The sequence below is a fragment of the Paenibacillus sp. FSL R5-0810 genome (assembly GCF_038002285.1).
GTDB classification, from domain to species: domain Bacteria; phylum Bacillota; class Bacilli; order Paenibacillales; family Paenibacillaceae; genus Paenibacillus_AQ; species Paenibacillus_AQ lactis.
Genome location: NZ_JBBOCF010000001.1, coordinates 2544118 through 2569091 on the forward strand (window position 1 = coordinate 2544118; position 24974 = coordinate 2569091).

Annotated in this window: 19 protein-coding genes; 6 read left to right on the forward strand and 13 right to left on the reverse strand. The window is 52.7% G+C overall.

The features are described from left to right. Positions 1-53: 53 nt before the first annotated feature. The 4 genes from MKX76_RS11485 to MKX76_RS11500 form a co-directional block, all read right to left on the reverse strand. On the reverse strand, positions 54-638 hold the full coding sequence (locus MKX76_RS11485; RefSeq protein WP_007129920.1) for a TetR/AcrR family transcriptional regulator: 585 nt from the start codon (positions 636-638) through the stop codon (positions 54-56). 28 nt (positions 639-666) lie between these two features. Further along, the gene (locus tag MKX76_RS11490) at positions 667-1491 is read right to left on the reverse strand and encodes a DNA alkylation repair protein (RefSeq protein ID WP_232239199.1); all 825 of its coding nucleotides are present in this window, start codon (positions 1489-1491) and stop codon (positions 667-669) included. After that, positions 1458-1913 (reverse strand): VOC family protein, encoded by a 456-nt coding sequence (locus MKX76_RS11495; protein WP_007129918.1) that lies wholly within the window; start codon positions 1911-1913, stop codon positions 1458-1460. The genes MKX76_RS11490 and MKX76_RS11495 overlap by 34 nt, the downstream gene beginning before the upstream one ends. A gap of 266 nt (positions 1914-2179) precedes the next feature. Then, positions 2180-2524, reverse strand: a complete 345-nt coding sequence (locus tag MKX76_RS11500; RefSeq protein ID WP_007129917.1) for a hypothetical protein — start codon at positions 2522-2524, stop codon at positions 2180-2182. A gap of 418 nt (positions 2525-2942) precedes the next feature. Between MKX76_RS11500 and MKX76_RS11505 the strand changes: the two genes are divergently transcribed. Further along, complete coding sequence (locus tag MKX76_RS11505; RefSeq protein WP_341033782.1) at positions 2943-5972, forward strand: PAS domain S-box protein; 3030 nt, start codon at positions 2943-2945, stop codon at positions 5970-5972. A gap of 57 nt (positions 5973-6029) precedes the next feature. Here the strand turns inward: MKX76_RS11505 and pepF are convergent, their stop codons facing one another. Next, the gene (gene pepF, locus MKX76_RS11510; protein WP_144879109.1) at positions 6030-7829 is read right to left on the reverse strand and encodes an oligoendopeptidase F; all 1800 of its coding nucleotides are present in this window, start codon (positions 7827-7829) and stop codon (positions 6030-6032) included. A 601-nt stretch (positions 7830-8430) separates the two neighbouring features. Between pepF and MKX76_RS11515 the strand changes: the two genes are divergently transcribed. The 5 genes from MKX76_RS11515 (at position 8431) to MKX76_RS11535 (ending at position 14640) form a co-directional block, all read left to right on the forward strand. Beyond that, entirely contained in the window at positions 8431-10449 is a 2019-nt protein-coding gene (locus MKX76_RS11515; RefSeq protein ID WP_341033783.1) for an endonuclease MutS2, read from the forward strand. Positions 10450-10525: 76 nt separating this feature from the next. Then, a complete protein-coding gene (locus MKX76_RS11520) occupies positions 10526-11044 on the forward strand; it encodes a GNAT family N-acetyltransferase (protein ID WP_341033784.1) in 519 nt (172 codons plus the stop codon). A 165-nt stretch (positions 11045-11209) separates the two neighbouring features. Then, the gene (locus MKX76_RS11525) at positions 11210-12073 is read left to right on the forward strand and encodes a class I SAM-dependent methyltransferase (protein ID WP_007129912.1); all 864 of its coding nucleotides are present in this window, start codon (positions 11210-11212) and stop codon (positions 12071-12073) included. Between the two features lie 4 nt (positions 12074-12077). Next, the gene (locus tag MKX76_RS11530) at positions 12078-12812 is read left to right on the forward strand and encodes an RluA family pseudouridine synthase (RefSeq protein WP_341033786.1); all 735 of its coding nucleotides are present in this window, start codon (positions 12078-12080) and stop codon (positions 12810-12812) included. Positions 12813-13278: 466 nt separating this feature from the next. Beyond that, on the forward strand, positions 13279-14640 hold the full coding sequence (locus MKX76_RS11535; RefSeq protein WP_341033787.1) for a lytic polysaccharide monooxygenase: 1362 nt from the start codon (positions 13279-13281) through the stop codon (positions 14638-14640). A gap of 167 nt (positions 14641-14807) precedes the next feature. On the opposite strand, the gene MKX76_RS11540 is transcribed toward MKX76_RS11535, so the two are convergent. From MKX76_RS11540 to MKX76_RS11575, 8 genes are all read right to left on the reverse strand, one after another. Next, a complete protein-coding gene (locus tag MKX76_RS11540; protein WP_040738635.1) occupies positions 14808-15239 on the reverse strand; it encodes a MarR family winged helix-turn-helix transcriptional regulator in 432 nt (143 codons plus the stop codon). 459 nt (positions 15240-15698) lie between these two features. Further along, positions 15699-18158 (reverse strand): DNA gyrase subunit A, encoded by a 2460-nt coding sequence (gene gyrA, locus MKX76_RS11545; RefSeq protein ID WP_144869462.1) that lies wholly within the window; start codon positions 18156-18158, stop codon positions 15699-15701. Positions 18159-18169: 11 nt separating this feature from the next. After that, a complete protein-coding gene (gene parE / locus MKX76_RS11550; protein ID WP_028403576.1) occupies positions 18170-20149 on the reverse strand; it encodes a DNA topoisomerase IV subunit B in 1980 nt (659 codons plus the stop codon). Between the two features lie 243 nt (positions 20150-20392). Next, entirely contained in the window at positions 20393-21382 is a 990-nt protein-coding gene (locus MKX76_RS11555) for an ABC transporter permease (protein WP_007129906.1), read from the reverse strand. Further along, the gene (locus tag MKX76_RS11560) at positions 21375-22343 is read right to left on the reverse strand and encodes an ABC transporter ATP-binding protein (protein WP_341033790.1); all 969 of its coding nucleotides are present in this window, start codon (positions 22341-22343) and stop codon (positions 21375-21377) included. The genes MKX76_RS11555 and MKX76_RS11560 overlap by 8 nt, the downstream gene beginning before the upstream one ends. Positions 22344-22391: 48 nt before the next feature. Next, positions 22392-23288, reverse strand: coding sequence for a GDSL-type esterase/lipase family protein (locus MKX76_RS11565; RefSeq protein ID WP_028403578.1), 897 nt, complete (start codon positions 23286-23288; stop codon positions 22392-22394). Positions 23289-23432: 144 nt separating this feature from the next. Continuing rightward, positions 23433-24173, reverse strand: coding sequence for a CAP domain-containing protein (locus MKX76_RS11570; RefSeq protein WP_028403579.1), 741 nt, complete (start codon positions 24171-24173; stop codon positions 23433-23435). A gap of 232 nt (positions 24174-24405) precedes the next feature. Beyond that, positions 24406-24867 carry a GNAT family N-acetyltransferase gene (locus tag MKX76_RS11575; RefSeq protein ID WP_007129902.1) on the reverse strand — a complete coding sequence of 154 codons (462 nt, stop codon included), beginning with the start codon at positions 24865-24867 and terminating at the stop codon, positions 24406-24408. Positions 24868-24974: the final 107 nt, after the last annotated feature.

Sequence of the window (24974 nt, forward strand, 5' to 3'; positions counted from 1 at the left end):
GCCGGCCGGCTGCTTATCTCCTATTTCGATATCCGCGATCGGAGTATGGCCTGTCAGCGCCTAAATCCCGTCAGCATCGTTTCAATAATCCGCATCGAATCATCAGCTGCCTGAGCCGTATCCTCCGCTTCCGCCACCCACAACGAGCATTCATTCATTGCGCCAGATAACGCATGGGTCATCGCATCGACGGGCAGCTGTTTCATCTCCCCCTTCTGCTGCATCCCATCCAGCTGTTCCCGCAGATGACGCATCGAATGGATTTCGTCCATCTGGCGCCAAGTCTCCCAGCCGGCGACTGCCGGACCATCGATCAGCATGATCCGCATGTTCTGCGGTTCTACCGCCGCGGCGATAAAAGCCCGGCAGCCCAGCAGAAGCTGCTCCCAGGGTTCGCTTGAACGGCCCGCCTCCGAGGCGACACGTTCTGAAACTTCGCGCTGTACGAGATCCAGGACGGCGAGAAACAGCCCTTTTTTATTCTTAAAATGATGATAGAGCGCGCCCCGGGTTACTTGGGCGATATCCGCGACCATCTCCAGTGCGGTGTCTGCATAGCCTTTGTCCGCGAACTCTTCTCTTGCAACCTGCAGCAGACGTTCCATCGTCTCCTGCGCTTCCGTCTTGCTTCTTTTCATCGTAAATGCCTCTCTTCAAATCTTCATTCTATGTTGTAAATATAGCAGAAGAGAAAAGCTCGTGCATGCTCTTCATTTCGCTGCCCTTCATCCATGATCTGCACGCATGCCGGACGATCCAAGGAAAATGCTCCCCGCCGCTGTGCTGTCGCTCCGCCAGCCAAGTAATGACGAAATCCCGGTAATCCTTGCTTAGGTCGTGCAGATGATTGGCCACGGATTTTCTGACATACAACGATGGATCATTCAGCAGCGGCTCGATCAAAGCAAGGTGATGCGAAGGATCCCCCTTTATAACCGGAATCCGCTTAGCCCAAGGGAGACGGGGACGTGTCCCCTCGCTGACGAGTCGGCGGACATGCAGGCTGGAATCCGTTCTCCACGCTTTCAATCGTTCAAGGCACTGATCCTCATACTTCAGCAAATAAGGGCGGATGGCATACTCCGAAGTATGCCGCTTCGTGATTTCATATAAGGCATGCATGGACAGGTCAAAATGCTGAAGTCCGTAACGCTCGACATAGTACGCAACCGGCATTAAAAAATAGCCGTTCGTGAACATGCCCTGCTCGGTTTCATTTTCCGGGCCGAGGATGTCAAGCAGCACTTCCAAACTGCCCTCATACGGCATGGCCAACGCTTGATGAAGCTCGGCCGCGATCATCGCAACTCTCCCTTTGAGCTCAAGGGATTCGGATTGCCGGGTTACGGCCTCCACGAAGGAGTCGACAGGAAACCGGGCAACGAGCGGCTGAATCAAATCCGATAGGGTCAGGGCAAGCTCCCTCCCGAAATAATTCTTTAAGGGCTGGGAATGTGTCATTGGACGGCCTTGGGTTCCGGATCGGTCCATACGTCTTCCTTGTAATTGTCCGCAAAGGCCTCGGATGGCGGAATAATCTGGATCATGTCGATCAGCACGCCGCTCGGATCGCTTGTGATGAAATGCCTTTGGCCAAACGCCTCGTCGCGAATGTCCAAATGAAGCGGGAGACCCTCTTGCTTGATCAGCCGGTCGTATTCAGCGTCGACATTGTCCACCTCAAAATTGAGAATCAATCCCTGCACCTCTCTCTGAAAAGCAGCCGGCACCGTTTCATGATTCCAAGACAATACGGCGAGCTCATACAGCTTGTCCGGTCCGGCATTTCTTTTCAAGCTTATGTACCAGTCCGCTTCAAAGACAACCTCAAAGCCAAATAAACGGGTATAAAAATCCTTACTCTCCTCCATGTGCCCGGACATAATAACCGGGTAAAAGCCTTGTACGTTCACTGGATCAACAACTCCTTATTCATGATTGGCTTAAATTTAACATACATACAGCATGTATGTAAATAGCTGAAATTATTTTTTCCGCTCCCTTCAAAAAATCGACGCTAGATGGAGGAGAAGCTGCGTGAACCAACGGCAGGTTTCTCGTATTTTTCGTCAATGCCATTATTCACTGACACGCGGGGTGCCGATCTTCATCGCTCTATCAAATAAGGGGTGCACCTGGTCCAAGAACCTTCAGGAGCACCCCGCGCACTAATGAATAATTACCACAGCAGGCTGACGGCCAGCAGGTCAAACAGTGCGAGCGGCAGGATAACGTTGCTGTAATACGGATTGTACGGATACGGCGCAAACGGCGGTCTCGGATATGGATAGCCGGGATAAAAGCCTCTGCTTCCTTCCTGCTCGATCTGGATATATACGTATTTGGCGTCTACATTGATGATGACCCCCTCGAAGACTTCATCATCCAGCGTCTCTACGCGAACTTTGTGCTTCATCGCCTTTTTCAAGGCAGCATGGGCGTTCTCCTTATGCTTTTTCATGGAATGGGCCATATGATGATCGCATTGAAACAGCATTTGTTGTTGAGATGGATATGTGTTCATGAAACTTCCTCCTTCGTTATCTTCTACCCTGCATAGTATGCAATTAGCCCGCATAGGGTGTTAGCCTACAACTGAAAAGCAGTTTAAACGCAGAATGATACGGGTATAGTACAACCAAACAAGGAGGTTACGAATTGTATAAGCACACATATGCGGGATTATCACAAGACGCAGGAGCTATTTTCTGAAGGGCGGAAACCGGAGGTTCCCATAAAAATGTGTCAATACCCGCTAAAGGCGAGCATGTTCGGTACCATCCTACATATTTGCACCAAACCTCGTACGCGCAGGGCTTACCGGTAAGCTCTTTCGCATAAGTTTTGTCATGTTGATTTGTATCCTTTTATCTATTGCTAGAACAATGAACGATCCACTATGATCAAGTGGTAGAGCATTTCTCAGGGAGGCAGCCTATGATATGAGGAATTTTACGGAAGATTGGTTCTGGGAACCCATGTTTAACAAACTGCCTGTCGGGGCGGTTTTGATATCCTTAAAGACAGAGCAGATTGTGATGATGAACGAACGCTTCTGCGAAATCCTTGGATCCACGCGTTCCGAGCTGCTGACGCGAAAGCCTCGCGAGCTCCTGGTTCTGAAGGGCCTCTCCCAAAAAGCTTTGCAGCGAATTGAAAGCTATGATGTCGCCAATGGACTTCAGGAGACGATTTCATTTCAGTCCGCGGATGGACGGGCAATGTCCATAACAGCGGAGTTCTCTCTCTTGGCGTCACCGGCAAACGGGAAAGAACCGCTCATCCTGTGCTGCATTGACCGAGCGGAGATCAAGGAAGCCCCCTTGCCGATGATCCGTCAGGAGGAGCTGCTTGCGCTCATCCTGAAGAGCGGACAAGATCTCATCTCGATCAGCAATGCCGATGGAATCATTGAATACATCTCCCCTTCCGCAACCCACTTGTTAGGATATCGTCAGGAAGAGATGGTTGGCAGGCATCGCGCCGAGTTTTACCATTCGGCCGACTCCGAAGAAATGAAACAGCCCGGAAAGCTGTTCTCGGATAGCGAAATATTCAACAGGCGTATCCGCCATAAAGACGGACACTATCTATGGTTTGAAACCTCCTTCCACGTCATCCGGGGGGCCGAAGGTCAAATAACAAAGGTGCTGGCGATCGCACGCAATATTACCAAGCGCAAAATCGATGAAGACACGCTCGCCCGTGCCCAGCGGATCGCCAAAATCGGTTCCTGGAGATGGGATCTTGTGACCCGGACATTATCCTTCAGTGAAGAAATACGCCGAATTTACGGCTACCAACTGGAGCCGATTGAGCGTGATCATAAATCCCTTCTTTCCGCGGTTGTCACCGAAGACCGCAAACGTCTCCGGCGTGCGATCCTGTCGGCAATCAAGGGACAGCCCGACGAGATTATTTACAGGATTCAGGTTGAAGGCGGCACCATTCGTACGCTCCGGGCACAGTGGGAAGTATCGGCCCGAAGCGAAGGCAAACCGATCGAACTGGTCGGAATGGCCCAGGATATTACCGAAGAATCACTGATCGCGCAGCAATTGGTTGAGAACGAGAAGAAATACAGGCTGATCACGGAAAATTCGCTGGATTTCATATCGCGGAATACGATTGACGACTGTACCTTTCTATATTGCTCGCCTTCCTGTTATTCGCTCCTCGGTTATAATCCTGAAGAGCTTGTGGGGACCAGTGCATTCGATTACGTATATCCGGAGGACATCGGGCCGCTCAAAGCGTATTTGCAGCGAACCTTAGACGAGACCTCCCTTACCCCGATCACCTTCCGTTACTTGCATAAAGACGGCAGGCACATTTGGTTCGAAGTGAACTGCAAGTTCATTACGGGACAGGACGGGCATCGTGAAATCATCTCCATCGCCCGCGATATATCCGAACGGAAGCGTATCGAATTCAAGCTGAAGGAAAGCGAGCAGCGGTACCGATCGCTGTTCGAGTACAATCCGCTTGCCGTCTACTCCATGAATCTGGAAGGCGAGTATTTGACGGCCAATCCGAATTTGCAGAAATTAACCGGTTATTCGCTGGACGAGCTTGTCGGCATGTATTACGGTCCCATCGTGGCGGATAAGGATCTGCCGCGGACGCAGTACCATTTTAACCAAGCGAAGGAAGGAAACCCGCAGAGCTATGACCTGTCGATCATTCACAAGGATGGTCATCCGATCGAAATCAATACCGTTAACATTCCGATCATCGTGGATGAAGAAGTTGTCGGCGTTTATGGAATTACCCGGGACATTACGGAGCGCAACCGTTCGATGGAGGAGATCAAGAAGCTGAGTCGCGAGCTCACGCTGCTGCTGAACACGGTGTCCGAAGGCATTATCGGGCTGGACATTAACGGCAAAGTCGCCTTCATCAATCCGGCCGGTGCGTCCATGCTGGGGGAAGATGCGGGTGATGTCATCGGCAGATCCTGCGATCAAATCATCAGGGAGATTCGGCATGACGGCAGCTTTTACCGCGGGAGGAACTCCCCCCTTGAGATGGCTCTCTTGCAAGGAACGCCTCTCCTTCGAACCGAAATCGTGCTGTGGCGGCGCGATGGAACCAGCTTCCTGGCCAATTACCAGGTCAATCCGATCTGGGATCGGGGCGAGCGCAAAGGTGCCGTGATGGTATTCCGCGATATTACCGACGAGAAAGAGATCATACGCGCCAAAGAATCGGCTGAGCGGGCAGATCAGGCCAAGACGGAATTTTTGACGATGATGAGCCATGAGCTTCGTACGCCGATGAACGGCATAATGGGGATGATCGATCTCCTAAAGACGACCGACCTCGATGAAGAACAGGCAAATTATACGGACATTCTTAAGGAGAGCGGTGAATCGCTCCTGCATATTTTGAACGATATCCTCGATTTTAGCCGGATCGAGACCGGTAAAATGTCGATTGGCGAGGAACCGATCGATGTCCGCAGCCTGCTGGGAAGCGTCGTAGACTTGTTCAATGCCAAAGCCAGCGAGAAAGGACTAACCCTTTCATGGAGCGTGAACGAAGACAGCGTCCCTGATGTCATTGTTGCGGATCCTTTGCGGCTGCGACAGGTGCTCGTCAATTTGATCAGCAATGCCATCAAATTTACGGAGCAAGGCAGCGTGACGCTGACTGCCGACGCCGTCCGGCGCATCGGCACCCGTGAGCTTACGCTGACGATTCGAGTTACGGATACCGGGATCGGCATTCCGGCCGACCGTCAGCATCAGCTGTTCCTCTCCTTCTCACAGCTCCATCCATCGTTAAACCGCAAGTACGGCGGCACCGGGCTGGGACTCGCGATCAGCAAGAAGCTTGTCGAGCTCATGGGCGGTATCATCGGGGTAGACAGCCGGGAATTCGGCGGCTCCACGTTCTATTTCTCCATACCGACACGGGCCGTAGAGCCAAAGGACACGTCCCTCACTCCCGTTGAGGAAGCATATGAATAAAAAGGAGAACCGATTGGCATGAGACGCGCCTTCGGTTCTCCCTTTTTTTGTGATAGCTTAAGCGTATAAGGACTCCAGCTCATCCACCAGCGATCCGACATAGGCTACGGCTCTAGAGATCGGCTCGGATGTCGTCATGTCGACTCCGGCGAGTGACATCAGCTCCAGCGGCGTCATGCTGCCGCCAGCCTTAAGCACTTGCAGCCAGCGATCGACCGCAGGCTGCCCTTCCTCGCGAATGAGCTGTGCCGCGGCCGTCGAAGCCGTCAGACCTGCCGCATAGGTATACGGGTACAAGCCCATATAGTAATGCGGCTGCCTCATCCAGGTCAGCTTAGCGCCTTCGTCCAGCTCCAGTGCATCTCCCCAGAAGTCGGACAGCACGGCGCCTTTCAAAGACGAGAGCGTATCTGCTGTGATCGGCTGATCCGCCGTCGCATGCGCATATACTCTTCTCTGCAATTCAGCTTCCAGCAGATGCGTAACATAATTGTGATAGTAGGTGCTGAGCAGCTGAAGAATGATCCAGCGGCGCATCCGCTTATCCTGGGATTTGCTCATCAGATGGTCTGCCAACAGAAGCTCGTTCATCGTTGACGGGGCTTCGATAAAATACATGGAAGGCCGAGCATTGGTCATGCGCTGGTTGCGGGCCGCCAGCATCAGATGGCCGGCATGGCCGATCTCATGCGCCAGCGTAAAGGCGCCTCGCATGTTGTCCGCCCACGTCACCAGAATATAGGAATGCACGCCGTAAACCGAGGAACAGAAGGCCCCCGTCGACTTACCGATGTTGTCGGCATAATCCACCCAGCGGTTCGCAAATGCGGTCTCGACGATATCCGTATATTCAGAACCCAGAATCGCCAGGGAATCGGTAATTGTAGCACATGCTTCCTCATAGGTTATGCTTGGATTGAAGTCCGGATCCATCGGCGCCTTTAAGTCGCAGAACAGCATGCGGTCCAGCCCAAGCACCCGCTTCTTCAGGGCCATGAGCCTGCGCATATGGGGAGCAAGCTCGGAAAGAATCGTATCGTGGATATGATTGTACATCTCCTTGGTCACCTGCTGCGGCTGCAGGAGCATGTCCGTCACGGACTCGTAGCCGCGCAAGCGGGAAAGCACGACCTGTTTCTTCACCTCGGTCGCGTAAGCTTCGGCAAATGTGTGCCGGGAGCCTAGGAGCGACTTGGTGAACGAAGCATACGCTTCACGGCGGAGCTCGGTATCCTCCGACATCTCATACGCGTTCTCGTATAAACGGAACGAAACCGGCATCGTTTCTTCCCGTACCGAAATATCGTCGAACGTCATATCCGACAGCTTGCCCCGCAAATAAATACGGTACGGGGCTCCAAGCACTTCGCTAAGCGATGCAAGAACGCGCTCCGATTCGGGACTGAGCCGGTGCGGCTTCGTTTCCAGGAGCAGCCCCAGGCTGCGAGCATACGACTTAAGCCCTTCCTCCTGATGGATATATGTATCGATGACGCCTTCCTCTAGCTCCAGCAACTCCGATTCAAGGAATGTCAGCGAGGATTTGATCCGCGATACCAAATCGCCCGTCTTGGCAGCTCTCGCGAGATTCGCCGGATTGGTCCCATCCTCCGATTGCCGGAGATGGGCATAGGCCGATATCTTCCCGATTCGCTCCATAAGCGCTTCATGCTCGTTCAAGCATTCAAGAAGCACATGCGCCCCCTCGCCCAGTCTCCCTTTAAACCGCGTCAATCGGGCCGCCTGCGCTTCCACGTCCTGCAAGCCTGATTCGAATTCCTCCTCCGACGCGAATAAATCGTCCAGATTCCAGGTTGCTTCGACTTTAACCTCATTTCTAGCCAGCATTTTCCCCATGGCTACAGCTCCTCTCACATGTTGTGCGATCGAATGGATCCCGTCTGTTCATCTTTCGTTTAAGAAACCATTTTCATCATATCACAGTTTCGACCAACACAGCCATTTCCCTCCTGCCCCTTGACAATTAATCTGGAATATGTTTATAGTAGGACCATACCTTATCTAAAGGAGAGATTTTGATGTCGGTGGTTGTTCTTAACTAAGCCAATTTCATATGGATGGAATGCATGATCGTCAAGATTGGTAAATAATGGACATAACCTGTGGAGGTTTATGTTTATTTCTTGATGCGTATCTACATTTCCTCCGGTGAATTAGTTAAGAACTGCGGATATCAATTGAAGCCCCTTTAGGCTTTATTCAGATATGCTATGCTCATCCGCGCTGCAGTTTTGGCGCGGATTTTTTAGGTTCGTCATCCCTTGCCTAGGCCAAGGGTTATTTAGGCGCAGCTTAAGAGCATACCGAATCGGAATAGCCTCACGCCCGGGCGGAGAGTGAACCCCATGTTCACTTTCCGCCCTATTTGCGTTTCCCGTGAGACGATCACCAAGCCTATTGCCTAGCCATTATGAACAAAAAAGGAGAATCGAAGAACATGAATCCTGCCGCATTAAACAAATTAGAGTATTACCGGATCCAGGGCGAGCTTGAACGCTTCGCCATGTCGTATCTGGGTATCCAGCATATCCGGAACATGACTCCGCTCACGCAATTGAAAGCCATTCGCCACAGGCTGGATGAAACCGAGGAAGCCCGTGCGCTGCTGAATGCGGGTGCCAGCGTACCCATACCGTCGCTTGAAGGGATCGAGCTGATTCTCGACCTGATCGGTACCGGGTATGTGCTAACCGAACGGGATTTCGGGCATCTGATCCAGTTCCTTCGCAGCTGCCGTCAACTGATCAAATATATGGAGAACAAGAGCGCCATCGCACCGACCGTCAGCTCTTACGCCTCCTCCATGCATGAGCTGAAGCCGCTGCTGTCCGAGCTTGAGCACAGCATCCATGCCGGCCGGGTAGTTGACGGCGCCAGCAAAGATTTGGCCAAAATCCGCAAGAAAATCCTTGTTGCCGAAGAACGGATCAAGCGCAAGCTCGACAGTCTTGTCAGCCGTTATAAAGGGATCATGCAGGAGCATGTCATCAGTAAGCGCGGGGACCGGTATGTCCTGCCGATCAAGAAGGAGTTCCGGAAAATGCTGAATGGCAGCGTGCTGGATGAATCCGCGAGCGGCCAAACGGTGTTTATCGAGCCCTCCGAGCTCCAAACGCTGCAGATGGAGCTGAACCTGCTGCATGCCGATGAAGCCCGTGAGGAGACCAAAGTGCTGAGCGAGCTGACCTCGATGACCGAGCAGTATGAGCACGAGCTGAGAATGAATGCGGATACCGTCGGCATATATGATTTCATTATCGCCAGAGGCAAATATGCATTGTCCATCGGTGGCAGGAACGTCGGCATCAATCAGGAAGGCTTGATCCGGCTCCAGAGCGCCACGCATCCACTGATCGGCGCTTCCATGGTGCCGCTGGATTTTGCGATCGGCGATCGGTATAAGACGTTAATCATTACAGGCCCCAATACCGGCGGAAAAACATCGGCGCTTAAAACCGTCGGACTCATTACGCTGATGGTGCAATCAGGGCTGCTCGTTCCCGTTGGAGAAGGCAGCCAGTGCGCCGTCTTCGACGAGGTTGCGGTCGATATCGGAGACGGGCAAAGCCTCGAGCATGCGCTCAGCACCTTCTCTGCGCATATTCGCAACATCCGGGAGATCCTCCAAACCGCCGGCCGCTCCACGTTGATCTTACTGGATGAAATGGCCTCAGGGACCGATCCCGGAGAAGGAGTCGGCTTGTCGATCGCCATATTGGAGGAACTTCATAAGCGTCAATCAACTGTAGTCGTAACCACCCATTTTACCGAGATTAAAAACTTTGCCGCACGCACCCCGGGATTTGAAAATGCGCGCATGGAATTCGATACCGAGACGCTGGAGCCGCTGTACCGGCTGCGCATTGGCGAGGCAGGTCACAGCTATGCCTTTGTTATCGCGGCAAAACTCGGGATTCCGGAATCGATTATCGCGAGATCCCGTGAAATTACGGAGGCCAAAGCGGTAACGGCCCGCATCGCGGAAGCCGGGGAGACGAGCGCTGAAGCCGCTGAGGTCGACTCTGCAGCTGCCTTGCCACAAGCAGGCTCGGCATCCACAGAGGCTCCGGAGATTGCAGAGGCAGATGAAGCTTCGACTACGGCCCCAGCGTCCTCGGGTTCAGGCACTAGAGCGACAGCAACGGAGAACGTAGAGGCCGCCTCTCCTCCCCTTTTCCGCCTCGGCGACCGGGTCTATGTGCCTTATTTGAAGCGAAGCGGCACCGTGTATGAGACGATGGATGCCAAGGGGAATATCGGCGTAATGATTCAGCAGGCTAAGCATCGGATCAACCACAAGCGGCTGAAGTCGTTCATCGCTGCTGAAGAATTGTATCCGGATGATTATGATCTCGACATCGTATTCGAGAGCAAAGAGAACCGCAAGAAACGAAATTTAATGAAACGGAAACATGTTGATGGACTTACAATCGAAACAAAGCCGGATGAAATATAAATATGCCGGCGGAGTTACCGTCAACCAAGTATAGAACATTGAACCAATTCCAACGCTGATAGGGAGAGATTTTGATATGATGATTCGAACGGAGAACAAAGGCGATATCGAAAGCGTCCACCAGCTTCTGCTGCGCGCCTTTGGCGGCCAGCAGGAGATAATATTAATGGAACGGCTGCGCAAGGATCCCGAAATAGACCCCGAGCTATCCATCGTTGCTGAAGATGACGGCATCGTGGTCGGCCATATTATGTTCAGTCCTGCCACCTTGGATGACGGGGGGACGATGCATAAGGTGGCCGCCCTCGGACCGCTTGCGGTTCTTCCCGAATACCAGCGGCGGGGCGTCGGCCGACAGCTTATCGCAGAAGGCAAGAAACGATGCGGCGCACACGGGTATCCGCTCGTCTTCTTGTTCGGCCACAAGGACTATTACCCGCGGTTTGGCTTTGTTCAGGCCAGAGCCCACGGCTTCGAGATCAACCAATTTACGGTGCCCGACGAGGTCTTTATGGTAGCAGAGGTTCAACGAGGCGCTCTTGAATCGATGCAGGGGAAATTTCGTTTCCACTCTGCATTCGAAGGACTCGGCTAAAAAAAGCACGGAAGCCGCGCACCGGACAGGATCGCGCCGTCTATTCCAGCAGGCCGTAAAAGCAAGCACTATCCCTTCACGCTCACCGGCTGTACTAGGTGGCATTCGGCTTCCGGTTTGTTGTACAATAAAATCTAAATGACTATTTGAAGGATGGATTTCAACATGTATGTAGCTCAGGATTGGCAAGACTACGAGGTTCTTGATACCGGCGGCGGCGAGAAGCTGGAGCGTTGGGGCGATGTTATTCTTCGGCGCCCGGATCCGCAGATCATCTGGCCTATCGAACGGGAGGACGGATTATGGCGGAACGTGCACGGCCACTACCACCGCAGCTCGTCCGGAGGCGGCCAGTGGGAGATGAAGAAGCAGCTGCCGGAACGCTGGACGATCTCCTATGATCAATTAAAATTTCACATCCGGCCGACGAACTTCAAGCATACGGGCCTGTTCCCGGAGCAAGCGGCGAACTGGCGCTGGATGATGGACAAAATCCAAGCGGCCAAGCGGCCGATTCGGGTGCTTAATCTATTCGCATACACCGGCGGTGCAACCGTAGCGGCAGCCTATGCCGGCGCCCAGGTCGTGCATGTCGATGCGGCGAAGGGCATGGTCCAGTGGGCAAAAGAAAATGCCGCTCTATCCGGCCTTGCCGATAAGCCGATTCGGTACATCACCGATGATGTATTTAAATTCGTGCAGCGGGAACAGCGCCGCGGCAACAAATATGATGCAATCATTATGGACCCGCCGTCCTACGGCCGCGGACCGGGAGGCGAAACATGGAAGCTTGAGCAGAGTCTGTACCCGTTCCTCGAAAGCTGCATGAGCATCGTCTCCGATCAGCCGCTGTTTATGCTGATCAATTCCTATACGACCGGCATTTCACCGACCGTTCTGCACAATATGCTCTCCATGACGATGAAGCCCAAGTATGGCGGTACGATCAGCGCCGGTGAAATCGGTCTTCCGATCACACGCTCCGGACTGAACCTCCCATGCGGCATTCTCGGCAGATGGGAGTCCTGATGCGATGAGTAACCGGGATTCTAACCGCGTGCACCCGAGCGTACCGATTCTCTTCGAGGATAATCATGTGCTCGGTGTAGCCAAGCCGGTCAATGTGCCGTCCCAAGAGGATGCTACGGGCGATCCCGATATGCTGACCATCCTGAAGCAGGACATCAAAGAACGGTACAACAAACCGGGCAATGTGTATCTGGGATTGGTGCACCGCTTGGACCGTCCGGTCGGAGGAGCCATGGTGTTTGCCAAAACCTCCAAGGCAGCCTCCCGTTTATCGGAAGCCGTCCGCTCAAGGAACTTTCATAAGCAGTATGCGGCCATCGTTCACGGTATACCGTCAAAGTCTTCCGGAAGGCTTCACGATTACCTGTTGAAGGATACGAAAACAAACACGGTCCGGGTCGTTCCCAAAGGCACGGATGGAGCGAAGGAAGCGCTATTGGATTACACCGTCCTTGAATCCAAGAATGGCCTAAGTCTTGTGCTGATCGAGCTGCACACGGGCCGGCCGCATCAAATCCGCGTGCAATTCAGCCATGCGGAAAACCCCCTCTATGGGGATCAAAAATACGGCAGCAAGGTGAATCAAGCCGGGCAGCAAATTGCGCTCTGGTCTGTACGGGTCGGATTCCCCCACCCTACCACCAAAGACGAGGTTAATATTTTATCGACGCCTCCTGCCGTTCATCCATGGTCCCAGTTCTCCATGGATGCGTTGATGCGAACGCTCGAAAGCCAATGATCGTAAGAAGGAACTCTATCAAGCTCATTACCTTTCGTTTGAATCGTTGGACAAGAAATATTTGATGATAACCAACAGCATGACCAACGGCTTTCCATGCTGGACATAAAAGACGAGATCCGCTGCTCACTTCGAAGCGGATCTCGTCTTTTTATATGGCCACCCGATCAGACTCAAATATTTTATCCCTCAAAAATACAATATTATCCTTTACACGACCCGAGGAATACCGAAGAATAGTAATCAGAATAGTTTAACATTATTTAGTTAATTTGTACAATCATGGTATAAACTCATTCCCTTTGAGTTTATATAGACTTCAATTTTTAAGGAGGTGAGAGATCCGAAGTCAGCCTGTCATTTGCATCGTTGGTCGTTATCAAAGCGCTGCACATGACCTAAGAATGGCTGAAGCTTGCAACCAGACTATTCATAAAGAAGTACACATGTTGAAGGAGGGATTTTCATGATTCAAAACGTTCACGTTCAAGCTCCACGCCGCCTGTCGTTGAAACCGCTGTGGATTTTTCTCGGAAGTTTGCTGCTGTTCTTCCTCGTGATGGTCATCACGGCGAATACTGCATCCGCACATGGCTATATCGAATCGCCTGCCAGTCGTGCCTACAAATGCAAGCTCGGCGAGAATAAAAATTGCGGCCGGATTATTTATGAACCGCAGTCCCTGGAGGGGAAAGGAAATTTCCCGACGGGCGGACCGGCTGACGGGCAAATCACGGGCGCAGGCATATTTACCGAGCTCTATGAGCAAACCCCGACCCGCTGGAGCAAAGTGAACATGAACGGCGGTCCGAACACTTTTAAATGGGTGTTGACTGCCCCGCATGCGACATCCGATTGGAAGTATTATATTACGAAGAAGGGCTGGGATTCCAACAAGCCGCTGGCAAGAGCCGATCTCGAGCTGTTCTGCTCCTTCAATGACGGAGGCAAAAGACCGCCGAACACGGTAACGCATACATGCAACGTTCCGAACGACCGCAGCGGCTACTATCTGATTCTCGCCGTATGGGAAATCGCCGATACGGGCAACGCCTTCTATAACGTCATCGACGTGAATTTGAACAATGGCGGTGGCAATCAGGATACACAGCCTCCGAGCGTCCCGACCGGCCTTCGGTCGACCGGAGCGACCAGCAGCTCTATCTCGCTCGCTTGGAACGCCTCAACGGACAATGTCGGTGTAACCGGCTATGAAGTCTACCAAGGCTCCTCCCGGGTCGCCACGGTATCCGGGACTACCCTGAGCCATACGGTTACGGGGTTACAAGCAGGAACCTCCTATACGTTTACCGTGAAGGCGCACGACGGGGCAGGCAACGTCTCGGCCGCAAGCGCTCCGCTGACCGCCTCGACAAGCGATCCGCTCCCCGACACGCAGGCTCCTTCCGCACCAGCCAATCTGAGAGCCGCCGGCTTTACATCGACCAGCGTATCGCTGGCATGGAATGCGGCAACCGATAATGTCGGTGTAACCGGGTACGAAGTATACCGCGGAGACGCTTTGGTTACGACCGTTTCCGGCACCGCCCTCAGCTACACGGTCACTGGCCTGACGCCGAGTACAGCCTATACGTTTACCGTGAAAGCACGCGATGCTGCCGGCAATGTATCGGCCGCCAGCAATGCGCTGGAGGTAACGACGCTGGACGGGTCGGCACCGGAAATCCCTGCATGGGCTCCAAATACCTCCTATCAGCAGGGGGCGCTTGTAACCTATGACGGGAAAACGTATGAATGCCGCCAAGCCCATACGTCTCTTCCGGGCTGGGAGCCAGCCAATGTCCCTGCTTTATGGCTCCTGAAATAATGGATGCTAAATGGCCGCTAGAGTAAAATCTGGCAGCGCATAGAGCAAAAAAGAAGCAGCCCCCCATTCGCGAACCGTTTTCGGCTCGACACGGGTGGGGCTGCTTTCATTTCAGCCGGCGTGAGGATCATCCGGATGATAGCGTCATCCGAATGATAGGCTAGCCGCTATACCTCCACTAAAGCTTCCTGCGGAGACGTGCTGATCTTACCGAGCAAATATACCAGCAGCTGCTGATTATGCGATGAAATGCGATTCAACACCTGTGACAGATACTCATCCCGCACCCGCATGCCCCGGCTGTATTCCTCGTTTCCTTTATAGGAAATCGTAACCCACACAATGCGCCGATCATGCTCATCACGCTCCCGCTTGATCAAGCCATTCTTCTCCATGCGATCAAGAAGCATCGTGACCGCAGCCGGACTGGTGGCCATATACGGGATAAAATCCGAGGGCTTCATCCGCTCCTGTTCCTGAAGCACCTCCAGCACGGTCAATTGCGCTTCGGTCAACGTAGGCGCCAGTCCGGCCTCCATATGAAGCTTATAATCCTTGGCCAGCTTTGACCATACCTTCGCGAATTCAGCAGTATGCATGTTCATCCATCCCTTCTGCTATGTCTGATCGAACCTGATTCGAAATCATTCGATATCTGCATCTCATCTCCATGGACCGCCGGTTGTTAGGTGCGGGCTGCCAACTCTCCTAAGTCGTTTATTGGATTAATTGTTCGCGGATCGCCTACCAATATCCTTCTTTTTTCGTTAAAAAATATAATTTCCAACGATGCGACAAAACCCACCAGCCTTGGTATGACGGCATTTTTCAATAATCACATTCCTTCGACATGGCAAGACATATGTCAAAAAGTATAAATTAAAAGCCACAGCGAGTAACTTTTCCGCTATCTAGTTATCCCCTGTCTATACTTCCTAGGAGCGCTCGTTGCTTCAAATCAAAATATTAAAAACATCCCTTCACGAATCGCACTTGCGCATAGAGACGCACATGTGACCCGCAAGGGATGCTTTGTCTACATCAAAAGCTTAGCGAAACTAAACTTCTTTGTCCTGTCCGTTGTTAGGCAAATGGACCAGACTCACAATCTGTCCTTTTTTGCCGACATCGGCCAGAAGCTTGCCTGTCGATTTCCGTTCAGCTATCGGAACCTTCTCGGAATGAATCGGATAGGCTTGCCCGTCATCAGCGTAGGCCGTAATATCGATCGGTTCTCTGCAATAGAATGCTCCGGCGATGGTGCTGCCGTTCGGCTTCACCCGCTTGCCTTCCTTGAACTCGAATGTGGCGATTCCTTTGCCGCCTCGGCTTTGGACCGGATAATCAATCAGCAGGCTGCGTTTGCCGTAACCGAGATCGGTAATCGTCAAGATTTCGCCTTCATCCTCTTCCACCCACAGGGCGGACACCACCTCGTCCCCTTCACGGAGCTGGATCCCCCGGACGCCCCCGGACACGCGTCCCATCGGGTTCACCTCTTGCTCCTTGAAGCGAATGCTCATGCCGTCTTTGGAGATGAGCACAATATCCTTCGTTCCGTCGCTCATCACGACCTGGATGACGCTGTCATCCGCTGCGACTTTCGCTGCGGCGACGGCTCCTGATCGTTTGGTGACATAATCCTTCAGCTCGGTTCGCTTCACCTGCCCTTTACGGGTAACGAAGACGAGCGATTTTCCAGGCTCTTCGAAATTCGTTACCGGAATGGCGGATACGATCGAATCCTCTTTCGGAAGCTGGATGACATTGACGATCGCCGTTCCGGCATCCTTCCACTTATATTCCGGTATCTGGTGAACCGGCAGCAGGAAATATTGCCCGCGGCTTGTGAACAGCAGCAGGTTGTCCAGCGTGTTCACTTCGAATAAACGGGTGATGTGGTCCCCTTCCTTGATACCTGAGCTCTCCAGCTCGCCACCGCTTCGCGTAAAGGAGAGCATGCTGGTCCGCTTAATGTACCCGTCATGGGACATCGTAACAAGCACGTCCTCCGCATTGACGAGCACCTCAAGATTCACCTTGATCTCTTCCACTTCTTCCTGGATGAGGGAGCGGCGGTCCACACCGTATTTCTCGCGAATTTCGAGCAGCTCCTTGCGGATTACCCCGATCAGCTTTTTGTCGCTGGCGAGAATGCCGCGCAGGTTGTCGATTTTCTTCATGAGCTCGTCCAGCTCTTTTTGCAGCGAATGGATCTCAAGATTCGTTAGGCGATATAATTGCAAAGTTAGAATAGAATCCGCCTGGCGCTCCGTAAAGCCGAACATCCACTGCAGGTTATTCTGTGCATCCTGGCGGTTCTTGGATGCTTTGATCGCCGCGATGACCTCATCCAAAATGTTCAGCGCCTTGACCAGGCCCTCCAATACGTGCGCCCGGTCCTCCGCCTTCTCCAGCTCATACTGCGTTCGGTGCGTGACGACCTCGCGCTGGTGCTCAATGTATGCCTCCAGCATCGCTTTAAGGCCCAGCTGTTGAGGGGTTTTGTTTACGATCGCCACCATATTGAAATTGTACGTAATCTGCAGATCGGTTTTCTTGAACAAATAAGCAAGAATGCCGTTCGCATCGGCGTCCTTCTTCAGCTCAACCACGATGCGGAGCCCTTCGCGTCCGCTCTCGTCTCTCACTTCGGCAATGCCCTCGACCTTCTTCTCCAGCCGGATGTTTTCCATCGCGGTTACCAGTCTCGACTTGACCACCTGATATGGAATCTCCGTAATGACGATCTGCTGCTTGCCGCCGCGAAGCGATTCAATCTCCGTCTTGGAGCGAAGGTAAACGCGGCCTTTGCCGGTGCGGTAGGCATCCAGGATGCCTTCGCCGCCCATGATGATGCCGCTTGTCGGAAAGTCCGGTCCCTTGATAAAGGTCATAATTTCCGACAGCTCGATCTCGGGCTTTTGCATGACCGCAATGCAGGCATCAATTACTTCCCGCAAGTTGTGAGGCGGAATCTCCGTCGCAAAGCCCGCCGAGATTCCACTTGCCCCGTTGACAAGCAGATTCGGATACCGGGACGGCAGAACGACCGGTTCCTTCGCCGTATTGTCGAAATTGTCCTTGAACAGCACGGTCCGCTTCTCGATATCGCGCAGAAGCTCCATCGCGATCGGCGAGAGCCGCGCCTCGGTATAACGCATCGCTGCAGCCGGGTCATCGTCCTGGGAGCCCCAGTTGCCATGTCCGTCGACCAGTACATGCCCCATCTTCCAAGGCTGGGCCATCCGGACCATCCCCTCGTAAATGGACGAATCACCGTGCGGGTGATAATTACCCATGACGTCACCGACGGTCTTGGCGGATTTGCGGTAGGGCTTGTCCGGCGTGTTGCCGGAGTCGTACATCGCATACAAAATGCGGCGCTGAACCGGCTTCAGCCCGTCGCGAACATCGGGGATCGCCCGGTCCTGAATAATATATTTCGAATACCGGCCGAAGCGGTCCCCTACAACCTCTTCCAGGTAAGCCGGCAAAAATTGTTCAGATAAACTCATGCTTCCACCTTCTATTCCTCAAACTCCGCAAAATTAACGTTCTCTACGATCCAACGTTTGCGGGGATCGACCTTATCTCCCATCAGGGTTGATACGCGTCTTTCCGCCTTGGCCGCATCCTCGATCTGCACCTGAAGCAGCGTCCGCGTCTCGGGATTCATCGTCGTTTCCCACAGCTGCTCCGGATTCATCTCGCCAAGTCCCTTATAACGCTGCAGCTCGTAATTTTTGAATTCCTTCAAGTAGTTCGCAAGCTGCTCTTCGGTCCACGCATAACGGACCGTTTCCAGTTTGCCGGATTTGCTGGCGATTTTATACAGCGGAGGCTGTGCGATGTAGACACGGCCTTCGTCGATCAGCGGCTTCATGTACCGGTAGAAGAACGTCAGCAGCAGCACTTGAATATGGGCGCCGTCCGTATCCGCGTCCGTCATGATAATGATCTTGGAATAATTGCTGTCCGCCGAGGAAAATTCATTGCCGATTCCTGAGCCGATCGCCGAAACGATGGCCCGGTACTCTTCATTCTTCAAAATGTCGGCCAGCTTTGATTTTTCCGGATTCATCGGCTTTCCTTTAAGCGGCAGGATGGCCTGGATCTTCGAATCGCGCCCCTGCTTCGCCGAACCGCCCGCCGAATCGCCTTCGACGATGAACAGCTCGGTTCTTGAAAAATCCTTCGACTGCGCCGGCGTCAGCTTGCCGCCAAGATTCGAGCTTTCGCTCCGCTTCTTGCCGCTTCGCATTTCATCCCGGGCTTTCCGCGCCGCTTCGCGCGCCTTCGAAGCCTGGATGGCCTTCCTGAGCAGCGTCTGGGCAACCTGGGGATTTTCCTCGAGGAAGATTTGCATTTTCTCGGTGACGATGCTGTCAACCGCACTGCGCGCCGAAGCGCTCCCGAGCTGGTCCTTCGTCTGCCCGACGAATTCCACCTCGGCCATCTTCACGCTGATGACGGCCATCATGCCTTCCCGCAGATCGTTGCCTTCAAGATTCTTGTCCTTTTCCTTCAACAGATTATTCTTGCGGGCATAATCGTTCATTACGCGGGTATATGCGGTCTTGAAGCCGGTCTCATGCGTGCCGCCGCCGCGCGTTGGAATCGAGTTGACGAACGATGCCAGCGTCTCCGTATAACCTGCGTTATATTGAAGGGCAATTTCCACCTCAATATCGTCCTTCTCGGCAAAGAAATGGATGACGTCATGCAGCACATCCTTGCCCTCGTTCAGGAACTGAACGAATTGGCTGGCCCCGCCTTCGTAGAAAAACTCGTCGCTGTTTCCGCTGCGCTCATCCTTCAAGACGATGCGAAGCCCCGAGTTCAGGAACGCAATCTCCTGCAGCCGCTCCGCAAGCGTGTCGTAATTCAATTGGATGCCGGACGAGAAAACGCGCGCATCCGGCTTGAACGTAACTTTCGTTCCGGTCTTCGACGTATTGCCAAGCACCTCAAGTCCGGTAACCGGCTCCCCGACATGCTCTTTCCCTTTCTTGTCCTGCCAATATTCGAAACGCTGGCGGTGGATCTTGCCCTCGCGGTAAATCTCCACTTCCAGCCACTCGGATAATGCGTTCGTTACCGAAGCGCCGACACCGTGCAAGCCGCCGGACTTCTTGTATCCGGAGCCGCCGAACTTGCCGCCCGCATGCAGGATCGTAAATACGACCTGCGGCGTTGGAATGCCGGTCTTATGCATGCCGGTCGGAATGCCCCGTCCGTTATCATACACGGTAACGGACCCGTCTTTATGCAATGTAAGTTCAATTCTCGAGCAGTACTTGGCCAAATGCTCGTCGACAGCGTTATCTACAATTTCCCACACTAGATGATGCAAGCCCGACGAGCTTGTGCTCCCTATGTACATGCCTGGCCGTTTGCGTACCGCAACAAGGCCTTCGAGCACTTGAATGTCGTCAGCATCGTATCCTGAACGGCTTTCACCGCCATTCGGTGATGACTCTGCAAACAAATCGATCTGTTCGACCATTCATGCTCCTCCTTCAAATTTTCGCGTATCATGTTCAGTTCTATTCATTGTGCCATCCGTTTACACCAAGCTTTAAATGCTTCGGTCAAGGATCATGCAAAATTCGAATCCAGCCGCTCCAGTGTACAATATACAGACGAACCAAACCAATTCGTGTATATATTGCGGATTGAAAGCCGTGCTTTGGGTATTTGCAATATCCTCCCGTAAAAATGCAAACAAATGTTTCGTGCTTTGTCCATTTTAATTCAAGATATCCCTTCTCGTAAAGACGCTGAATGAAACGATCACCGCACAGACTGCCCAGACCGCCAGTACGGCAAGGGAGAAATTCAGCGACATCCCTTCGATCGGGGGCAAATTGCCGGCCAAATAATCCGTTAAATTCAGGTTTACCATAAACAAATATTTTGCGCTGCTCCATGCAGAGGCCATATTGGTCAGGATATTGCCGGCGATCAGGGCCGCCATCATGATGACGATGCTCGCCGCCGTGCTCCGGACAAGGACCGAAACCATAAACGCCAGCATGGCCACGCAAATGCCGACAAACCAAACCAAGCCGCCTTGCATCAGCAGATACATCCACTGCGGCACCGCATGCACCCCGGTCATATCCACTTCCGAGCCGACAATCCGAAAACCGGTAAATACAGGGATGTCAAAGCCTTTATATCCGAAAGCCAGTCCCGAAATGAGATAGGCGATGATAAACGTTGATAAGACGATCAACGACACGAACATCAGCAGGGCGACCAGCTTGCTGAGAAGCACTTTCCACCGTTTTACCGGCCGCGTAAGCAGCATTTTGATCGTTCCTGACGTGCGCTCTCCGGATACGATATCCGATGCGATCGCCATAATCAATAGCGGAATGAATAATGATATCGCATTATTCAGGAACTCCCGGGTAAAGGTAACCCCGTTTGGATGATTAGGATTCACATCATGCTCCAAATAATACTGCATTTGCTGAATAAAAATTTGCCGGTATCTCTTCCATTCATCCGGCACCCGATCGCTGCTGAGCGAGTTTTCATTGTCCGTGATCCGCTGCTGAAGCTCCAGGCGCCAGTCACTGTTGAACTTCTCCTGGCTCCGCTCCGCCGCCTTCATCTGCGCATAGGTAAACATCGGCACCAGAACGAGCAGGACGAGCAGGACGACGTAAAAACGCTTCCTTTTCATAATTTTCAAACATTCGTTCTGTATCAACGGGACAAGGTTACTCAAGGCTCTCCCCCTCCGTCATTTGGAGAAACAGCTGCTCCAGTGTAGGATTCATGTGGTGGACTTCCCGAACCTCTACCCCTGAGGCAACCAGCCGCTCGACCGCGCGGAAGGTATGCTCGGGAGAAATGAGCGTTACGATCGCCTCAGCCGACATGCCTGCCAGCAGGTTATCATCGAGCACCGACTCAGGCTCTTCCACGATGTCGCAGTATTCCAGCCCTGACAGTATCCGCTTCCCTTGCGCAGCCGGTTTCAGCTCCCATACGACATAATCGTTGCTCCCGGAGATCAGTGCATCGACTTCGCCGACGGCGAGCACTCGTCCTCCGCTAATGATGGCAACCCGGTCGCACAGCAGCTGGATCTCGCTCAGCAGGTGGCTTGAAACGAATACCGCGAGGCCTTCCTCCGCCAGCTGTTGAATGAAATGGCGCATCTCCTTAATGCCTTTCGGATCCAGTCCGTTGGTCGGCTCGTCCAGGATAAGCAGCTTCGGTCTTCCCAACAGCGCCTGTGCGATTCCAAGCCGCTGCCTCATGCCGAGCGAATACGTGCTTACCTTATCATGTATTCTCCGTTCCAGCCGGACAATATCCACCACTTCGGCGATCCGCTGACGGTCGATTCCCTGCTGCATGCGCGCAAAATGCTCGAGATTCTCCCAGCCGGTCAGAAAAGAATACATCTCGGGATTCTCAACGATGGAACCGATGTGACGCAGCGCCTGCTCCTGCTGCCGGTTGACATCATAGCCGCACACCTTGATCGTTCCTGAGGTCGGCTTGATCAGATCGACGAGCATCCGAATCGTTGTCGTCTTCCCCGCTCCGTTCGGGCCAAGAAATCCGAAAATTTCCCCTTTGCGAACGTCGAAGGTCACATCATGTATAATCCATTTTCGTCCGATTTTCTTCGTCACATTCTTTACAGATAACACGATTTCCGAGAAATGGTCATTCAAGCGGCCCCAACTCCTTCTATGAATCGATGGGTTCCCTGTATCCCCGTTTTACTTCAAGCCCTGTACGATCCGGTCCGCAATGGCCTGATATCCCGCACCGTTCGGATGGAAATGGTCGGATGACAAATAGGCATCCAGCTTGTGCTGAAACAGATCAAACGTGGGGACCAGCGTCATATTCGGGTCCTGATTCACGATTTCCATTACGCTATGATTCCATGTCGATACGACGATATTCCCCGGGATCTGCAACTCCTTCAAATCAGCGAACGGGTGGTACAGCCCGACATAAATGATGCGGGCATCCGGATTAATGGCCCGAAGCTTCTGCAGAATCGACTGCAGGCGCTCGGAGGCCTCAGGCAGCGAAGCCATCAGCTTGACCGGGTCGATCTCGAGCGCATCCGGGTCGGTCTCTTCGCTCAAAAGGCCGCTGTTCTGAAACAAATCGTTGCCGCCGATCGACAGCATGATTACGTTTGCCCGCTGCAGGGCGTAACGGATGCCTTTGTCGTCAAGCTTGGGCAGAAGCGCCTCGGTTGTCATCCCGTTGATCGCCAAGTTAGCAAGCAGCTTGGCCGATCGCCCGTCACCGTTCAGCTGATCGATGCTCCGCCGGACAAACCCGCTCCCGGTATTGTCCCCCGTTCCCTTGGCAAGAGAATCGCCGATCGCCGTGACGTTCAGGTGATCCGGCAGCGGCTGTGCAGTCGTCGTGTCTTCGTCCTTGCCCGCCTGCTCCTCCTGATCCGCCCCGGCTCCTTTCCCCGGCACGGCACCAGGCGCTGAGGGTGATTCGGATCCCGAATCGCTCCCTGCGGCAAGAGGCTCTCCTTGTGGATAGTTGATATCATTCCATGCATATATAAAGCCAATGACGAGCACAATGGTTGCCAATGCCGAGGCGCAAGCGGTAATCCTCCATATCCATGACGATGTTCTCATGACTCTCCCCCTGCAAAAATCCTCATGTACTCTACCATAAAACTTCTTTCAAAAATTTGCAAATCATAAAGCCAAAAAAAGACCGTCCCGAAACGCAAGAGCAGGCTCTCGCGATCAGGACAGTCCCCTGTAGATTATTCCGTATTATTGGCTGATAAATTCTTGCACCCAGTAACCGTTGTAGTATCCTACCCCGATCATCGTGAAGTTCGGAGACAAAATATTTTCACGGTGTCCCTGGCTGTTCATCCATGCATCCATAACTTCTTGCGGCGAACGCTGGCCTTTAGCAATATTCTCGCCGGCATAGCCGTAAGAGATTCCGTAAGCTTTCATCATATCAAACGGCGAGCCGTAGGTTGGGGAAGTATGGCTGAAGTAATTGTTATTATTCATATCCTTCGCTTTATCCAGCGCAACTGTCGTCAGCTTGGCATGTACGGTAAGTGGCTTCAAGCCTGCCTTCGCGCGTTCTTGGTTAACGAGCTCGACAACTTGGGAAGCAAAGCTCGATTGCTCGCTCGTGCCCGTCGATCCGGATGGTTCGGACGGCTTCGCCGGCGTGCTTGTTTCCGGCTTGCTCGTTTGCGGCTTCTCCGCTGGCTGCTGAGTTTGCGGCTTCTCGGCTTCCGGCTTGGACGCTTCCGGTTTAGGCACCGCTGGTTTCGAGGTTTCAGGCTTTTCTGCCTGAGGCATTTGAGTTACCCATTTGAACTGTCCTTCCCAGCCTTGGGACTCCAGAAACTGCTGAATCTTTTGCTGCCAGCTTGCAACATGGCTGTTCTCAGCCGGTGCAGCGGAAGCTGTTGTAGGAAGCATGATGCCTACGGCCATTACCGCGGCGATACTGCCGCCTGCGACTTTCTTCATCCATTGCTTATTCATGAAATTCATCATCTCCTGTAGTCTTGTTGTTGGGCCGCTTGATCCTCATAGATTCTAGAGGGTGAGTTCTTGGTGTCAGAGGATCAAGCGTTGGTAACATTTTTGTAACCATCTACGAACACATTGTAACATAATTGATACCCGCGACAAGTGCACAATTGTTGGAAATCCTTCAGATCAAACAAGAAAAAACCCATCCCGTGCCCGGGATGGGTTAACAAAAGGGATGCGGCTACAGCTTTTTGTTAAACTGATAGCCTGCCTTTTCAAATCCGATATGTTCATAAAATGCATGTGCCGGGGCTAATTCTTCCCGGTTGCCGCTCGTGAGAAACAAGAGGTCGCTGCCCTGCTGTCTTGCCCAAGTTTCTGCAGCTTGAATTAATCGTTTGCCAATGCCTTGGCGGCGGCAGCTTGAGGTTACAATAACCGAAGTAATTTGAGTGACCGGTTCGGTCATAACGAAGGATTTGACTTGACGAAGCATGATCATGCCGACGACGGTTCCGTCCAATTCAGCAACCATGTTGCAGTACAGCGGATTGCACGACATGTTCTCCATCCGTTCACGCATCACATTCAGCGTGGTCGGATAATTCAGTTCTCGCATCAAGGATGTGACAGCTTCCAAATCATTCTTCTCAAAGTTTCGAATCAGCAGTGCAGGCGCAGACAATACGCTTTCGATGCTCATTATACCCTCATGCTTCCCTTCTTCTATGAAATTCTTGAATCACTCTATTTCTATTTTGTAAGTTTATGAAGAAGATTGCAAGTGTCAGGCGACATTTTTTTTACATT

Excerpts from the sequence above, each read along its gene's own strand:
- MKX76_RS11570 (WP_028403579.1), bottom strand. The coding sequence starts at position 24,173 with ATGAATAAGCAATGGATGAAGAAAGTCGCAGGCGGCAGTATCGCCGCG.
- MKX76_RS11500 (WP_007129917.1), bottom strand. The coding sequence starts at position 2,524 with ATGAACACATATCCATCTCAACAACAAATGCTGTTTCAATGCGATCAT.
- MKX76_RS11565 (WP_028403578.1), bottom strand. The coding sequence starts at position 23,288 with ATGAGAACATCGTCATGGATATGGAGGATTACCGCTTGCGCCTCGGCA.
- gyrA (WP_144869462.1), bottom strand. The coding sequence starts at position 18,158 with ATGAGTTTATCTGAACAATTTTTGCCGGCTTACCTGGAAGAGGTTGTA.
- MKX76_RS11485 (WP_007129920.1), bottom strand. The coding sequence starts at position 638 with ATGAAAAGAAGCAAGACGGAAGCGCAGGAGACGATGGAACGTCTGCTG.
- MKX76_RS11540 (WP_040738635.1), bottom strand. The coding sequence starts at position 15,239 with ATGCATACTGCTGAATTCGCGAAGGTATGGTCAAAGCTGGCCAAGGAT.
- MKX76_RS11515 (WP_341033783.1), top strand. The coding sequence starts at position 8,431 with ATGAATCCTGCCGCATTAAACAAATTAGAGTATTACCGGATCCAGGGC.
- MKX76_RS11525 (WP_007129912.1), top strand. The coding sequence starts at position 11,210 with ATGTATGTAGCTCAGGATTGGCAAGACTACGAGGTTCTTGATACCGGC.
- MKX76_RS11505 (WP_341033782.1), top strand. The coding sequence starts at position 2,943 with ATGAGGAATTTTACGGAAGATTGGTTCTGGGAACCCATGTTTAACAAA.
- MKX76_RS11520 (WP_341033784.1), top strand. The coding sequence starts at position 10,526 with ATGATGATTCGAACGGAGAACAAAGGCGATATCGAAAGCGTCCACCAG.
- MKX76_RS11530 (WP_341033786.1), top strand. The coding sequence starts at position 12,078 with ATGAGTAACCGGGATTCTAACCGCGTGCACCCGAGCGTACCGATTCTC.
- pepF (WP_144879109.1), bottom strand. The coding sequence starts at position 7,829 with ATGGGGAAAATGCTGGCTAGAAATGAGGTTAAAGTCGAAGCAACCTGG.
- MKX76_RS11535 (WP_341033787.1), top strand. The coding sequence starts at position 13,279 with ATGATTCAAAACGTTCACGTTCAAGCTCCACGCCGCCTGTCGTTGAAA.
- parE (WP_028403576.1), bottom strand. The coding sequence starts at position 20,149 with ATGGTCGAACAGATCGATTTGTTTGCAGAGTCATCACCGAATGGCGGT.
- MKX76_RS11490 (WP_232239199.1), bottom strand. The coding sequence starts at position 1,491 with ATGGACCGATCCGGAACCCAAGGCCGTCCAATGACACATTCCCAGCCC.
- MKX76_RS11575 (WP_007129902.1), bottom strand. The coding sequence starts at position 24,867 with ATGAGCATCGAAAGCGTATTGTCTGCGCCTGCACTGCTGATTCGAAAC.